Origin of the sequence: Acinetobacter sp. A2 (assembly GCF_048537555.1) — a bacterium.
GTDB lineage: Bacteria > Pseudomonadota > Gammaproteobacteria > Pseudomonadales > Moraxellaceae > Acinetobacter.
The window spans coordinates 383901-399434 of the sequence record NZ_CP183239.1; the positions used below are offsets into that span (position 1 = coordinate 383901).

At 42.9% G+C, this 15534-nt stretch carries 10 protein-coding genes and 3 tRNA genes; 3 read left to right on the forward strand and 10 right to left on the reverse strand.

Features of this window, described 5'->3' with window-relative positions:
* Positions 1 to 381: 381 nt before the first annotated feature.
* From ACNS8M_RS01720 to glyQ, 4 genes are all read right to left on the reverse strand, one after another.
* Positions 382 to 771 (reverse strand): hypothetical protein, encoded by a 390-nt coding sequence (locus tag ACNS8M_RS01720; RefSeq protein WP_104852995.1) that lies wholly within the window; start codon positions 769 to 771, stop codon positions 382 to 384.
* A gap of 66 nt (positions 772 to 837) precedes the next feature.
* A complete protein-coding gene (locus ACNS8M_RS01725) occupies positions 838 to 1779 on the reverse strand; it encodes a COG2958 family protein (RefSeq protein ID WP_419225050.1) in 942 nt (313 codons plus the stop codon).
* 70 nt (positions 1780 to 1849) lie between these two features.
* Entirely contained in the window at positions 1850 to 3919 is a 2070-nt protein-coding gene (gene glyS, locus ACNS8M_RS01730) for a glycine--tRNA ligase subunit beta (protein ID WP_419225051.1), read from the reverse strand.
* Positions 3919 to 4905: a glycine--tRNA ligase subunit alpha gene (gene glyQ / locus ACNS8M_RS01735; RefSeq protein WP_019836027.1), complete on the reverse strand. Its 987-nt coding sequence runs from the start codon at positions 4903 to 4905 to the stop codon at positions 3919 to 3921. Before glyQ ends, glyS begins: the two co-directional genes overlap by 1 nt.
* A 198-nt stretch (positions 4906 to 5103) precedes the next feature.
* Between glyQ and ACNS8M_RS01740 the strand changes: the two genes are divergently transcribed.
* On the forward strand, positions 5104 to 6201 hold the full coding sequence (locus ACNS8M_RS01740) for an HPP family protein (RefSeq protein WP_419225052.1): 1098 nt from the start codon (positions 5104 to 5106) through the stop codon (positions 6199 to 6201).
* Positions 6202 to 6390: 189 nt separating this feature from the next.
* On the opposite strand, the gene ACNS8M_RS01745 is transcribed toward ACNS8M_RS01740, so the two are convergent.
* Positions 6391 to 6657: a PspC domain-containing protein gene (locus tag ACNS8M_RS01745; RefSeq protein ID WP_168460367.1), complete on the reverse strand. Its 267-nt coding sequence runs from the start codon at positions 6655 to 6657 to the stop codon at positions 6391 to 6393.
* Positions 6658 to 7027: 370 nt separating this feature from the next.
* Between ACNS8M_RS01745 and ACNS8M_RS01750 the strand changes: the two genes are divergently transcribed.
* Entirely contained in the window at positions 7028 to 7561 is a 534-nt protein-coding gene (locus tag ACNS8M_RS01750) for a hypothetical protein (RefSeq protein WP_419225053.1), read from the forward strand.
* Between the two features lie 157 nt (positions 7562 to 7718).
* Here the strand turns inward: ACNS8M_RS01750 and ACNS8M_RS01755 are convergent.
* From ACNS8M_RS01755 to ACNS8M_RS01775, 5 genes are all read right to left on the reverse strand, one after another.
* Positions 7719 to 7794: transfer RNA gene (locus ACNS8M_RS01755), tRNA-Lys, on the reverse strand.
* A 53-nt stretch (positions 7795 to 7847) separates the two neighbouring features.
* Positions 7848 to 7923, reverse strand: a tRNA-Lys gene (locus ACNS8M_RS01760).
* Between the two features lie 21 nt (positions 7924 to 7944).
* Positions 7945 to 8020: transfer RNA gene (locus ACNS8M_RS01765), tRNA-Lys, on the reverse strand.
* Positions 8021 to 8214: 194 nt separating this feature from the next.
* Positions 8215 to 10056, reverse strand: coding sequence for a long-chain-acyl-CoA synthetase (locus ACNS8M_RS01770; protein WP_419225054.1), 1842 nt, complete (start codon positions 10054 to 10056; stop codon positions 8215 to 8217).
* Positions 10057 to 10303: 247 nt separating this feature from the next.
* Positions 10304 to 13675 (reverse strand): Rne/Rng family ribonuclease, encoded by a 3372-nt coding sequence (locus tag ACNS8M_RS01775; protein WP_419225055.1) that lies wholly within the window; start codon positions 13673 to 13675, stop codon positions 10304 to 10306.
* Positions 13676 to 14435: 760 nt separating this feature from the next.
* On the opposite strand from ACNS8M_RS01775, the gene ACNS8M_RS01780 reads away from it, so the two are divergent.
* Positions 14436 to 15398: an RluA family pseudouridine synthase gene (locus tag ACNS8M_RS01780; RefSeq protein WP_419225056.1), complete on the forward strand. Its 963-nt coding sequence runs from the start codon at positions 14436 to 14438 to the stop codon at positions 15396 to 15398.
* Positions 15399 to 15534: the final 136 nt, after the last annotated feature.

Here is a 15534-nt window from a genome sequence, read left to right on the forward strand (position 1 = left end):
ATGTAGATGAGGATTCTTGGCAGTACCCATCTTAAAATTACAACCTTCACGCGCTATGTAGTGATGTTGTTGAGGATTGTATAAGGAATACATGACAAATACTGTTTGCTTCTCGCAAGTTTAATTGTCTTTAGAGTGATGATTGAACATGCGTTTGAATCATGTGGTGTTTCTAAGCACAATTTATGCAGATCATAAGCAGAGCATAAATAGAAAGACCCACAATAATTTGTGGGTCTTGTTACTCTGGAGAGTTTTAAAGCAGGGCAGTATTGGACTGCACTGCACGATTATCTTAATTTGAAATATCTGAAGATGGCGGGTTTGTGTTAAAAGTCACACAATCTTGCTACATCAGGATACATTCAGGTTCGTTTTAAATTAGTTGCATTGTGCAAGTGCATCTTTATGAAAGTGACTGCGCAAGGTAATGAAGTTTTTTTGTACCGTAGCATCGTGCAAGTCAAAGTGCTGTGCGGTACTGGTGCCGTCTTGGGCAAAAGTTGCAGAACCTGCTGAAATTAAAGTGTTGCCTTTAAATGCCCATTGCTCGATTGAGCGACCTGCCTTGAGTGTACCTGTAAATTCAATAACGCATTTATCAATAAATTTAGTGAGTTTTGCGCTGTTGTTTACGGTGTCTGGGTAAACTTCGATATTTTGAACTTCTTGTAATACACCTGCAGTAAGCTGCGGAATAACAGGTGCAGAAGTACACGCACTAAGAGAAAGGCAAGTTAAACCCGATAAGATGAGTGTTTTAAGTTTCATAAGCTTGTTTTCTTGTTGAGTGTTGTTAGGTTGAGTATAGGGAATCTAGAGTAAAATGCCTACCGATTAATGATTCCAATCTTGTGAACGGATACGTCCAGTCTGATAGTAAATCGACACTAATTCTATAAAATTCTTAAAATCCAAATTTTCAGTCAATATTCTATTAATTGATTGCCAATCGACTTCAGAACGTCGTCGAGCGGGTAATAGTATTTCGCTTTCTGTTGGATTTTCTGGGTTTAGTAAAATCACACCTATGCCATGCAAGGCAGAAAGCATGCGTAGTTCTTCCTCAACTTCACTTGTTGAAATAGATGTAGCCACAAGGTAGCCTTCATTTGCCCAACTGGAATTACTGACTGCTTGGAAAAAGCTACTTCTAATATTTGAGTTATTTAGTTCTTTTTTTACCTCGAATGACCAAAGCCGAACATTCTGACCTGAACCATGTTTAACGCAGGTCTTCACTAGTTCATGCCACTTTTTATCAATAGGCTGTATAGCAACAATATCAGGGTGTAACCATTGATTACCATTTTGTCCTCGATTATTTGAAGACTTTTTTTCATCAATTCTCAGGCTATAGAGGTTTAGCTCTTTAGACAAATATTCGATGAGAACAGGATATAAATCATGTTCTGAGAGTACTTTATACGTTGGAGTAGATACTACTTCTTGCTCATCATCGAGAGGAATATTTTCTGAATTATCTAAATCAGGTAAGGGGATGTTATTTTGTTCAAACCAATACAAGCGCGGTCTAGGCTTGTCTTGCATTTGAATTTTTGGCTCGATTTTCAGGATTGCTTTTTTATGTGCACCTATTTCAGCAATAACTTGATTTAAAAAATCTTCTTCATTCGAAAATCGTGAATTGCTTCTTTTTTCTAGGTAGTCATTTGGATAAAGCTTTGTTATCCCTAGAGCAATTTCTCGAGCAGTGAATTTTTGAGTTGGATGTGCTTTTAAAAATTCCGCGACTTTTTGTGGTTGTGATAATTTCATTTCATCAATATGTAAAAAACCCCACTATCAAAATAGCGGGGTTTCTTTTATTTTACAAGCAATTAAGACTTTAGTGCTGCAACACACTTACATCTGCAACACGTGTAAATAAGCCACGTAACTGTGCCAGTAAGCGTAAACGGTTGGCTTTGAGTTCAGCATCATCCGCCATGACCATCACATTGTCAAAGAACGCATCTACTGGCGCACGTAATGCTGCCAATTGAGAAAGTGCAGTGGTGTAATCTTTTGCTGCCAATAATGGCTCAACTACAGGTGTGATTTTCGCAAGTTCAGTGAATAATGCTTTTTCTGCATCTTCCACTAAGTTTGCTTCAACCACAGCACCTTCAGGCGTAGCTTCTTTTGCTAAAATATTGGCAACACGCTTGTTTGCAGCCGCCAATGCAGCAGCTTCAGGCAAGGCACGGAAGTGATTGACTGCATTTACACGCTTATCAAAATCAAGTGGAGATTTTGGTGATAAAGCTTGAACAGCTTGAATCACATCTACCGCAACGCCTTGGTCTTCATATTTAGCACGGTAACGACCTTCAAGGAATGCAACAGCATCTGCCAAAGTCTTGTCGTGATCTTTCAATACATCGCCATAAGCAGCCAAAGCTAGCTTGATTAAGTCTTCAATTGAAACATCTAAACCGTTTTCAGTCACAAGGCGTAAAATGCCAATGGCAGAACGACGCAATGCAAATGGGTCTTTAGAACCTGTAGGTGCTTGACCAATACCAAAAATACCTGTGAGCGTGTCTAAACGGTCTGCAAGGGCAATGGTTGTGCCTGTTTTGGTTTTTGGAAGAACATCGCCAGCGAATTTAGGTAAATATTGTTCACCCAGTGCTTCTGCAACTTCGTCATTTTCACCTTCAAGACGCGCGTAATAAGTTCCCGCAATCCCTTGTAGTTCTGGGAATTCACCCACAAGCTCAGACGTTAAGTCACATTTTGCAAGCAAAGCAGCTTTTTCAGCATCTTGCGGATTTGCACCTGTAATTGGCGCTAAAGCAACAGCCAGTTTGGCAATACGCTCAGACTTGTTCCAAAGTGTGCCCAGTTGCGCTTGGAAAACCATGTTGGCCAATTTTTCTTTGCGTGATGCAAGCGGTTGCTTTTGGTCTTGCAAGAAGAAGAATTCAGCATCAGACAAACGTGGACGAACCACTTTTTCATTACCTGCAATAATTTGAGTCGGGTCTTTCGACTCAATATTGGAAACCGTAATAAAGTAAGGCTGTAATTTGTTGTCGCTATTGACCAAACAGAAATACTTTTGGTTGTCCTGCATGGTAGTAATTAAGGCTTCTTGTGGTACAGCTAGGAAACGCTCTTCAAAGCTGGCACGTAGTGCAACAGGCCATTCTACCAATGCAGTCACTTCATCACGTAAGTCGCTAGGCACAATCGCAATTGCATTGACCTCATCTGCCAACGCTTTTACTTGCTGGTCGATAATAGCCTGACGTTCTTCAAAAGAAGCAATGACTTTGGCCGCACGTAACGCATCTAAATAGTCATTGGCGTGTTGTAGTGTGATTGCTTCAGGGGCATGGAAGCGGTGACCATAGGTTACATTCGCTGCCTGATGATCTTGAATCGTGGCTTCAACCACGGTGTTGTCTTTAAGCAACACCACCCATTTAACAGGACGCACAAATTCAGTACGGCTTGCGGCAGAGCGCATACGTTTTGCGATTGGCAGGTTGTCCAACGCAGTTTGTAGAATTTGTGGCAATAATGCATCAAGGCTTTGACCTTTCACATCTTTTAAATAGCAGACTTTTTCAACTTTACCCGCTTGGAAAGTAGAGACCTGATCAACCGTAATACCTTGACCACGCATAAAGCCTTCAAGCGCTTTGGTCGGTTTGCCTTCGGCATCATAGGCAGCTTGCACAGCTGGGCCGTCAAAACGTTTTTGGGTGTCTGCTTGCGCACCATCTACATTGACAATTTTAAGTGCCAAGCGACGTGGCGCTGCATAAGCTTCGATCGAATCGAACGCAAGGCCTGCTTCTTTTAAACCTTTTTCAGTTTCTGCTAGTAAGGCATCGCGTAAGGTTTTTAAGCTTTTCGGTGGGAGTTCTTCGCAACCGAGTTCAAATAAAACTGTATGTTTAGACATTATTTGCTTTCCTCAGTATTTTGCGCTTTAGCTTCCGCTTCAACTTGTGCTTTTAACTGCGCCAAGACTTCATCACGTAAATGCGGTTCAGCCATTGGGAAACCTAGTTTTGCTCGTGCGGCTACATAACTTTGAGCAATAGAACGTGCCAAGGTGCGTACACGTAAAATATAACGCTGACGCTCAGTCACAGAAATTGCACCACGCGCATCGAGCAAGTTAAAGCAGTGAGATGCTTTAATCACTTGTTCATACGCAGGTAATGGTAATTCTGCGGCAATTAAACGGCTCGCTTCTACTTCATAGAAGTCAAACAGTTCAAACATTTTATCAACAGGCGCATATTCAAAGTTATAGGTCGATTGTTCAACTTCGTTTTGATGGAACACATCGCCATAAGTGACTGTACCAAATTGGCCTTTGGTCCAAACCAAGTCATAAACCGAATCTACACCTTGTAGGTACATTGCCAAACGCTCAAGACCGTAAGTGATTTCACCCGTTACTGGGTAGCATTCAACACCACCGACTTGTTGGAAGTAGGTAAACTGAGTCACTTCCATGCCGTTTAACCAAACTTCCCAGCCCAAGCCCCAGGCACCCAATGTTGGAGATTCCCAGTTATCTTCTACAAAGCGGATGTCATGCACCAATGGGTCAATCCCAATCGCTTTTAAAGAATCCAAATATAACTGTTGGATGTTGTCTGGGTTTGGTTTGAGCACCACTTGGAATTGATAGTAGTGTTGCAAGCGGTTCGGGTTTTCACCATAACGACCATCTTTAGGACGACGTGACGGTTGCACGTATGCTGCATTCCAGGTTTCAGGCCCTAAAGCACGTAGGAAGGTTGCGGTGTGGAATGTCCCTGCACCCATTTCCATATCGTAAGGTTGTAAAACGACGCAGCCTTGCTCCGCCCAGTAGTTTTGTAAGGCAAGAATTAAGCCTTGAAAGGTATCAATATGCGATATGGCGCGACTCATGGTCATCCACTTAAAATTAGAGAAAAATTGTGCTCAATTATAAGGATTTTGCGGGGTGCTGGCAAAGGTTAAAGCATAAAAGCATGTGGTCTGAGTCGGTTTTACAAATTCACTGATAAATGAAAGATGTAAAACAAATACACCTTATTGCGTGATTGTCTTATAATCTTGGTAAATGTTCGCCACAGGATTATCCCCGTGTTTCATTCACAACTAAACTGGCTAAATACACTTAAACCAAATTTCAAAGTTTTGCCTTTGAAAGAAAGGTTGCTGTGTGGGTTGGGGGCGTTGCTGGGTTTGGCACTATCTTCACTGATCAGTTGGTGGGTATTGGGCGATATTAATGCATGGTATATCGCACCGATGGGAGCGTCTTCAGTCTTGCTTTTCGCTGTGCCTGCAAGTCCTTTGGCGCAACCGTGGAATATTGTGGTGGGGAACAGTATTGCGGCCGTGTTAGGGGTCAGTTGTGCTTTATATCTACCCAATTTAACCGAAGCTTTTAGCGTGGCTGTGGCATTGTCTATCTTTTTAATGATGACCACAGATTCTTTACATCCGCCAAGCGGGGCAGTCGCAATTACTGCAGTACTGGGCGGAGAGGCTGTACGTGAATTGGGTTATCATTTTGTTTTTTATCCTGTTTTACTCAATTCTGTACTGTTGATGCTCATTGCAATTGCATTTAACCGCATGATTGGTAAACCGTACCCACAAAAACCACAATTGAATACACGTTCTCAAGACCCGACACCGACTCAAAAAGCCACCATTCAGCCGCAAGATATTCAGGATGTTTTAGATGAACAAACTCAGCTTTTGGATATTAGTGAATATGATCTGCAAAAAATTATTTTAGAGGCGCAGTCCAAAGCCAGTGAGCGACAAACTCAAGCACTGACTTGTGCCGATATTATGAGTAAAGATGTACTGACTTTGCATCAAGATGAAGATATTCACAGCGCATTGGAAAAATTTAAACAGATGAATTTAATGAGCCTGCCTGTGGTGGATGATGCGCAGCATTTGGTCGGAACTTTAGCATTGTATGAAGTGGTGGAATGGTTTAAACACGTGACTGATTTGCCTTATCGTTGGCAGCATCAAGTTAAACATATTATGTTGCGACAGGTCGTTACGGTACAACCGCAACAAAGTATTCAGGATTTGGTGCCTTATTTTGTTGAGCGTTCTTTTAATTATATTCCTGTGGTCGAGCAACAGCGTTTAGTGGGCATGATTAGCCGTGCTGATATGATTGCAGTATTGAATCAGCAGCTTGTAGAAAAGTAGTTTCGATTCATACTCAAACCCATGCCTTTGCTACAAGCTAGAAAAAGTTTTGTTGTGAAAACATTGTTGTGAAAACAATAGGCAAAAAAAAGCTACGATGCTTGGGGGAGCAATCGTAGCGAAAAAGAAATTCAATGTATTTAAATCTGATGATATAAATGCGGTCAGTCAGTAAAATTTCAAGACCGTTTATCGGTCTTGATCTGAATGAACGGTACGCACAGGTCTTGAATAGCCTTGAGTTGGATTTTGCATATTGGACAGATTCTGTTTTGGCATTACCAACCACAATACCAAATACACCAAGATGCCTGGAAAGGCAGCACTCATTACTGACACGATCACGAAAATTAAACGCAATAAGTTCGCATTCCAACCAAAACGTTCAGCAATACCACCCATGACCCCAGCAATCATATTTGAGCGGTTTGAGCGATATAAACCAACATTGGCCATTCAGTTCTCCTTGAGAGATCAATGAAATAGAAAACACATTCGTAAAAATCAACATCCACTAATGAGGTTGTTCTTGAATCACGAATGCTTAATATAAAAATGGTGTTGTTGTTGAATTTTTAAAGTATCTAGCCAAAAGCAATTGGTAAAGTTATGTAACTTAAGGTGTTGATTAAAGCAGCATCCCCCTAAAATATTCAATTAGAAGTCGGCAGCAGTTTGAGATGAAAGTTCAACATCAAGGAATGAGTTGGGCATATATTCAACGTTGCCTACAGCTGATTTGAGTACGACGAAAAGCTTCAATTTTTTAAGGGAATGTGTGTCATTGGCTAAATCATATATGTGTGTAGTCTCTGTGCTGAGCGGAATGCTATTACTAGGATGTGATGGATCACAACTTGAGCAAGCTGCTGTGCAAAATTATTCAGAACCTGTAGAAACCAAACGGTTGACTGAGGTGGCAGGGCAGGCAACTGCGCCCATTCAAGTGAGTGAGCAACCAGAGACACGTATAATTCCTGAAGCACATCACACCTATGTAGGACGCTATTCCATTCAAGTTAGCTGTACAGATAAATTTGTGATGTGTGAGCAGGGCACGGTAGATTATATTTTGACTTTATTGCCCGATGGGACAGCACATCGTATTTTTGTGAATGCAGGAAAAATCAGTTACGACACTGAAAAGAAGTACCGCAAAGACTTTTGGTTTTATGATGAACAAAACCATCAGATTGTGGTGGCGCGTTCCACTGGGGTGAATTTTTATTACAATGTTGACCATGAAAATAACTTAATCATGGATCGAAATAAAATTGCGATTGCGACTGAAAATAACCGTGAATACTTCAAAACCCATCCATTGCCTTCGCAGAACTATCACTTAATTAAATCAAGCTAAGAATTAGCGATACGATGATTTAACGGACTGCATTATTTGAGTCGATGAATAAACCATGAGTTGTTTGGGCTTGTGGTTTTTTTATGGGCGTGTGAAAGCTAGAAAAGAACAAATGTCTTTTTTGAATTGAATATTTGAAGAGGTATTTGAAAATGAATGGTGGGTCGTCCGCGATTCGAACGCGGGACCAACGGATTAAAAGTCCGCTGCTCTACCGACTGAGCTAACGACCCAGAGGAGTAAAAATGAAGATGATCATTTTTAATGATATCAACCTTTTAGAAAATGGTGGGTCGTCCGCGATTCGAACGCGGGACCAACGGATTAAAAGTCCGCTGCTCTACCGACTGAGCTAACGACCCATCTAAGGTTGATCAAGGAAATGGTGGGTCGTCCGCGATTCGAACGCGGGACCAACGGATTAAAAGTCCGCTGCTCTACCGACTGAGCTAACGACCCTGAACCAGCAACCAAGCAGGCTTGATTGTGAAGTGCAAGAAAAACCAGAGGGTTTTAAGCACCACTTCGTTTGATGGAGCGTATTGTAGCAAGATATGAAGCGAGCGCAAGCAAAAAATAAAAAAGTTGCCTATGTTTGATTATAAATGCAACAAATTTGTCGTATCTAATCAAAAAATAGGCAACCAATTGGCTTAGAAGCGATATTGATAGGCTTGAATATTGTCGTAAATTTCTGGGGTCAGTTCGCAATATGCAGTTTGACTTGGCAATAACACCAGAATTTTTTCATCACACTGTTTTAAATCAAACCCTTGGGTTTTCAGGGTGTTTTTCTGATACTTAAATGTGCCAGTGGTTTGCACTTGCTTTTGCAGACGCAAAAATACAGGTACAGCATAGGCGGGTAAGTTCTGTTTAAACTGTAGCAGCATTTGGCTTAAGTCCTGATCATCGAGCTGACAGCCATCTGCCAAAGTAATTGCCGCCATACCCGCACGTCCATTGGTATGAGGAATTTCGACACCATACACCACGGCTTCAGCAATTTTGCTGTAGTCACTGAGGATATTTTCTACTTCGGTGGTAGATACGTTTTCACCTTTCCAGCGGAAGGTATCGCCTAAGCGGTCAACAAACTGGGCATGTCGGAAACCGATGTCTCGGACTAAATCACCTGTGTTGAAGTAGGCATCGCCTGATTTAAAGACGTTTTGCAAAATCACGGCTTTATTTTTCTCAGGGTCGGTATAGCCGTCGAAGGGTGAGCGGCGGGTAATTTTTCCAATGAGCAGACCGACTTCACCTTTTTTAACTTTTATGCATTTGCCTTTGGCATCACGTACAGGCTCATTTTTTTCTTTATCAAATTGAATGACGGCATAAGGTGTAGGCGAAAAACCAACGGTATTGTCAAAGTTAAAGACATTACTGAACCCGACGTTGCCTTCGCTAGACGCATACAGTTCTAGAATTTCCTGAACACCAAAGCGGGTTTTGAATTTGCTCCAGATGTTTGGGCGCATGCCATTGCCAATCATTTTTGTGACACGGTGTCCACGCTCTAAGTCTGAGGCAGGTGCATCCATTAAATAGCGGCATAGTTCCCCTACATAACCAATGGCTGAAGCATTGAATTTATGCACATCTTGCCAGAAACAAGAGGTGGAATATTTACGTCTAATGGCAAAAGTAGCACTGCTTGCAATCACGCCACACCAGCACACCACAATGCCTGTCGCATGGTACAACGGTAGGGTGCAATACATGACATCGTTTTGGTTTAAGCCTAATACGTGCCCATAGGTGCCGTAGGCCAGTGTCCAGCGACTATTGGTGAAAATAACGGCTTTAGGCAGACCTGTTGTGCCTGAAGTATAAATATAGAACAGCCCATCTTTGCCCTGTACAGACTGCGTGGTCGCAGGGTTGAAAGCAGGTTGTGTAGCTAAACAGAGGGAGAGGTTACTAAATCCTTCAGGAGCAGTACCTGCATCCAAGTGTGTATTTTGGTCTGCAAACCAATACAGACGATTGTCTGGCAGTTGTAATTCAGTACGGATATCGGCAACCGCTTGGCGGCATTCTTCGCCCACAATCACTGCAATGGGTTTAACTAAATTAATGCTATGAGCCAAGACTTTAGCCACTTGTGCCGTATTGACGAGGGCAACAGTTACGCCAATTTTAGCCAAGCCAATGATACTGGCAATTAACTCAGGTCGATTTTCCAGCATAACGGCGATGACATCGCCTTTACGGGCGCCAATGCTTAAATAGTAATGCGCAATTTGGTTGGCCCATTCATTTAGCTGTAAATAGCTGTATTGCTGATCTTCAAACATGAGGGCGCAGCCCTGTGGATTGCGATGGACAGCCTTTTCAAATGCTAAACCCAAGCCAGCAGGCGTGCGAGGAGTACGTAAATAGGCTTGCTTTAAACCTGTAATCAGGTGGGGAACTTTTGTCATAAACTGCGGAATTTTTGCCGCAACATCCGTTAAGCCAATTAAATCGCTTTGTGTCATTTGGTTCATAAGAATCCTATTTTTGTCGTCATCCGTTGCATCTGTTGCAAAGCATCAAGTCTTGTTGTTTTTTAATCCCTAAAGGCTAGTGCAATCAACCTAATTTTTCAGCTTTATACTGGATTTTATAAAATCATGGAGTAAATCTAAATTGTCGCATGATTTAAATTCAGGTCGATGCGCTAAGTTTTACGTTACAAAAAAAATCCAGTCATCGAAATGACTGGATTTTTTTATTCCGCTGCAAAAGTGCGAATTACGACTCAGTTGGCGGCGTAGCTTTCTTTGGTGGACGACCACGTGGACGACGCGGACGTACCACTTTTTCTTTGTCTGCTTTTTCTTGCTCAGACTCAGCTGTTTCGGCTGGATCATCTACAGCCAATTCTGCTTGTACTGGTTCCGCAGCGACTGGCGTAGATGCTTCAGCAGTTTCTGCTTCGGCAGAGGCAGTCTGTTGTTCTACTTGCTCAGTTTGAGCTGTTACAGCAGGTGGTTCTTCTGGAGTCACACTGACTTCTGTAGAAACAGCTTCTGCTTCAGCATTAGCAACAGCAGGTTGTTCAACTTCGGTTGCTGGATTTGCTGCTACAGGTGCAGCTGTGGTTTCAGCTTCTGCTTCAGTTTTCTCAACTACTTGAGCCTGCTTAGCTTGCTCTAACGCTTGTTCTGCGGCCTGTTTTGCTAAACGACGACGCTCACGAGGATCGTTGGCCACACGTTTGTCTGACACAGGTTTTGGTGGTGTCAGATCTAAAACAGGCGCAGGTTCTGCTTCAGGAGCAGCTTTGGCAACTTCTACGTCACGAGTGACAGGTTTTTTCTCTGCCATAGGCGCAGTGCTAACAAGGCTTGCAGCATACTCGTCAGTGAACTTTTGCAAGGCACGGTTGAACGTGGGAATTAAGCCAAACTGTTCAATTAATACCGAGCAATCTTCACCATAGACATGGCGAATTAAGCTACCAATGTTGTATTGCCCTAAAGTTGGTACTTGAGATGGTGTCAACTTCGGTGCAGCTGCTTGTTGAGCCTGCGCTTCACGTTGCTGACGACGACGCTGACGCGGGTCGTTGCTAGCACGTTTTGCTGGTGCACTTGGTTGTGGCTGTGCTTCTGCTACAGGAGCAGCTGCTTCCACAACCGCTGTTGCCGCAGGAGCTTCAACTTGCTCTGCTACAGCTTCCGCAACAGGAGCTGCTGCAACAGTAGGTTCAGTTGCAGGCGCTGCATTCAATGCCACGATTTCAGTTTGTGCTTGATCAACATTAACCACCATGGCTGTAGTGCTTAACTCATGGCGTGGTGCATCAATTAAGTCTACTTTTGGTTGGTTGTTGGCAACTTCAGCTGTGACAGCTGCTTGTTCGTTCAATACGCTGGCATCACGTTGGCGATTTGGGCGTTCTGGACGAGGTTGGTTACGACGGTCACGACGTGGCACGGCATTTTGTTGTTGCTCATTGTTGTGTTGAGCATCTTGCTGCTGCGCTTGGTCATTGTTGTGCTGACGACGAGAGCTGCGTTTGTTTTCGCGCGCTTCCTGACGTTGCTCCTGACGTGACAACTGAACTACTTCTTCATGCACTTGATGTTGTTGATTGTCGTGCTGAGTTTGCTGTTCGCGTTGCTCTTTGTGCTTATTATTGTTGTGACGTGGCTTTTTGTTGTTGTGGCGTGGCGCCGATTTTTCTTCACGTTCAGCAGCTTTTTCTGCGCCATCACGTTCAGTTTTTTGTGCCACAGTCGATGGTGCAAGGTACACATTTTGGCTGCTTGCAGCAGGTGCTGCGGCTGCAGTTGCAATTTGACCAAACTGACCACGGCTAACTGCGCCATTATTTACCATTTGTTCAATGGCTGCTGCAGCGTTGTTGGCAGTACGTGCTTGATCAATGGTAGATGCTTGTTTTTGCACAAACAGATTTTCTAACCATGCACATGGGCTGGCTGCTGTAGTTGCTGCCGCAGGTGCAGACTGTTGTGCAGCTGCTTTATTTTGCTGTGCTGCTTGTGGTTTTTTCGCTGTAGTTTTTTCAGCTGCAGGTGCGCTATGGCTGTGCGATTGATCTGCTTCTTCCAAATGCCATTCAGAAGACTCATATCCCAATTCTTTTTCACTTGAACGGGTTGCTTCAGTACGCTCATAGCTCGTTGGCGCAAAACCTTCAGGGTTATACGAAATTTCGTAATGCGGCGTTTCTAAGTGTGGGTGCGGTAAAACTGTCACACGTACATTTGAGGTTTGCTCAAGGTAAACCAAGCTATGACGTTTTTCATTCAGTAAGAAGGCTGCAATTTCTACAGGCACTTCAACCTGAACTTCGCCATGACGTTCACGTAGTGCAATTTCTTCCACTTTACGCATAATCGAAAGAGATAGAGAGCGTAAGTCACGCACCATACCTGTACCGTGACAGCGTGGGCAAACGTAACCAGTCGCTTCTTCAAGCGATGGACGTAAACGCTGACGGCTCATTTCCATTAAACCAAAACGTGATAATTGACCAAACTGGATACGTGCGCGGTCACTTTGAGTGGCTTCACGGAGTTTGGCTTCAACCATGCGTTGGTTACGGTCTTTGGTCATGTCGATGAAATCGATAACAACCAAACCACCAATATCACGTAAACGCAATTGGCGTGCAATTTCTTCAGCAGCTTCAAGGTTGGTATTTAACGCTGTATCTTCAACGTCTTGACCACGGGTCGATTTTGCTGAGTTGATGTCAATTGAAACCAATGCTTCAGTTTGGTCAATGACAATTGAACCGCCTGAAGGCAGTTTTACTTCACGCTCATACGCAGTTTGAATTTGGCTTTCAATACCAAAATGTGCAAACAGTGGTTCATTTAAAGTGTAAGTTTTTAGCTTGTCTAACTGACGTGGCATAACCGCTTTCACAAAGTTATAAGCTTCGTTATAGGCTTGTTCTGAGTCAATTAAAATTTCTGCAACATCATCACGCAAATAGTCACGAATGGCACGTGTGACGACACCTGCTTCTTGGTGTACTAGCATTGGTGATGGGCCTGAACTTGCAGTGCTTTGAATTTGTGCCCAAAGGTCCATTAAGTGTTGAAGGTCAAGCTGCAATTCTTCTTGAGAACGACCAATACCCGCAGTACGCACAATCACGCTCATGCCACGAGGAATGTTCAGTGAAGCTAACATCTCTTTCAGTTCTTCACGGACTGAACCCGAAATTTGACGACTGATACCGCCACCTTTCGGGTTGTTTGGCATAAGTACTAAATAACGACCTGCCAAAGAAATGAAGGTGGATAGCGCAGCACCTTTGTTGCCACGTTCTTCTTTTTCTACCTGAACCAAAAGCTCAGTACCTTCAGTAATCAGTTCGCGGATATTTGAAGTTTGGCGAGGATCGGCTTTGTAGTAAGAGTTTGCGATTTCACGCATAGACAGGAAGCCTTGGCGACCTGCACCGTATTCAACAAATACGGCTTCTAAAGAAGGTTCTACACGGGTCACATGACCTTTGTAGATATTCGATTTTTTTTGTTCACGGGTACGATTTTCTAAATCAAAATCGTAAAGACGCTGACCAGTGACAAGTGCAACGCGAATTTCTTCGGCATGTGTTGCATTAATCAACATACGTTTCATGGGTGTAACACCTAATAGTGATACACAGCAAAAAATCGCTAGACACGTAGCGAACATCAAGCATCACGGATCAACTGCTCAGATCTCAAAAAACCTATTGTGGTCTGAGCTTTTTTTACCGGCCTTATTTAGGTTGGCTGCGGTGTATGATTCACGTATTGATGATGGCAATACGGCTTTAACCTTTAAACGGATAAAGTCACCTGATCGCTTCACTGGCGGACGAGCGGTGTATTGGATGTGTGTAACTTTCACTGTCACATTGCTCGAAGATCAGCTCTTCTTTACATAGATAGAGTGTCTTGATACGGAATTATCGTCGTATCTTTACAAATTGTGCAGATCCAATACATCAAACGCTTTAGCCTGAATGCGACTTCAGGGTGCGACTAATCTGATGTGTATCAGTTTACGTTTAAAAACCAACAAAGTTGGCGACATATTTTTTCAGACAAACTGATTTATGTACCTGAGGTACAATTAAACGCAACAGTTTGCTTTTTTGCCGATATAATAAGCCTTCGGCGTCGGCATAATTCTTTTGGGACCTGCTCGTATATGGTGAGGTATTCAGTTGAGTGTTGTTTCAGAAAATTCTGAATAGATTCAACCTTAACCCACTAACGATGGTTTCCGTGCGCTGACTATATCAAACCTTGCATCATCTGCCTATGGGCTAAGCTTATGTTTCTTGTGTAAAGCATAGCCTAAATGATCAGTTTTTAATCAATTTTAGTATTTTATTAGGTCACTTAACTGTATGAATTCTACCCAACAATGGCAAAGTGTCACTTGGTTTGAAGTGGATGAGCATCAAGCGGGTCAACGCATCGATAATTTTTTGTTTAGTCGTTTAAAAGGGGTGCCTAAAAGTCGCATCTATCGTTTGATTCGCGAAGGGCAGGTACGGGTCAATAAAAAGCGTATTAAAGCAGAAACCAAACTCAATATTGGCGATCAAATTCGTGTAGCGCCTATTCGCTATGAACAAAAAGACGACAGTGCTGCACCTATTTCAGATAAGGTCGCACAAAGCTTATTAAGCCGTGTGATTTATGAAGATGAAGGCTTGATGGTGGTGAATAAGCCTTCGGGCATTGCAGTGCATGGCGGTAGTGGTGTCGCTTATGGTTTGATTGAGGGTTTACGTGCTGCCACAGGTAAAAAATATTTGGAGCTGATTCACCGTATTGACCGTGATACTTCAGGTTTGGTGATGGTATCTAAAAAGCGTAGCACCTTAAAAACGCTGCAGGACTTATTGCGCGAACATAAAATTCAAAAAACTTATGCGGCCATTGTCAAAGGGCAGGTGAGTTTAGATCAGCAATTGATTGATGCACCATTGCATCGTTATGAATTGGCCAATGGTGAACGTCGAGTACGTGTATCTAAAGAGGGTAAAGAATCCAAAACCCTGTGGAAGGTCGCAGAGCGTTTTATGCATGCCAGTTTGGTGTATGCATCGCCACTGTCTGGGCGTACCCATCAAATTCGTGTGCATGGTTTAAGTATTGGGCATCCTTTGGTGGGTGATGATAAATACGGACATCAAACTGAATACCGTGGTCCTGCACCACGTCGTTTGTGCTTACATGCTATGCGTTTGGAAATTCCGGGCTATCCTGTGATTGAAGCTCCTTTACCTGAAGATATGCAGAGTCTGGTGGCGCAGCTTAGAGCGCAAAAGGCGGATAAGCCGATAGCACCACCTGAGTTTTAATTTTTGTCATTCTCTATTGTGTGATAGCAGTTCCCTTGTTTTTAAAGATGAGGAACATTGTTTCTCAAGACGGAGATTGGGCTTTCAGGGGTAATTCACAGCCACATTTTATAGTTTTTAATTTAAATTCTTGTTG

Excerpts from the sequence above, each read along its gene's own strand:
- ACNS8M_RS01720 (WP_104852995.1), bottom strand. The coding sequence starts at position 771 with ATGAAACTTAAAACACTCATCTTATCGGGTTTAACTTGCCTTTCTCTT.
- ACNS8M_RS01725 (WP_419225050.1), bottom strand. The coding sequence starts at position 1,779 with ATGAAATTATCACAACCACAAAAAGTCGCGGAATTTTTAAAAGCACAT.
- glyS (WP_419225051.1), bottom strand. The coding sequence starts at position 3,919 with ATGTCTAAACATACAGTTTTATTTGAACTCGGTTGCGAAGAACTCCCA.
- glyQ (WP_019836027.1), bottom strand. The coding sequence starts at position 4,905 with ATGAGTCGCGCCATATCGCATATTGATACCTTTCAAGGCTTAATTCTT.
- ACNS8M_RS01745 (WP_168460367.1), bottom strand. The coding sequence starts at position 6,657 with ATGGCCAATGTTGGTTTATATCGCTCAAACCGCTCAAATATGATTGCT.
- ACNS8M_RS01750 (WP_419225053.1), top strand. The coding sequence starts at position 7,028 with ATGCTATTACTAGGATGTGATGGATCACAACTTGAGCAAGCTGCTGTG.
- ACNS8M_RS01770 (WP_419225054.1), bottom strand. The coding sequence starts at position 10,056 with ATGAACCAAATGACACAAAGCGATTTAATTGGCTTAACGGATGTTGCG.
- ACNS8M_RS01775 (WP_419225055.1), bottom strand. The coding sequence starts at position 13,675 with ATGAAACGTATGTTGATTAATGCAACACATGCCGAAGAAATTCGCGTT.
- ACNS8M_RS01780 (WP_419225056.1), top strand. The coding sequence starts at position 14,436 with ATGAATTCTACCCAACAATGGCAAAGTGTCACTTGGTTTGAAGTGGAT.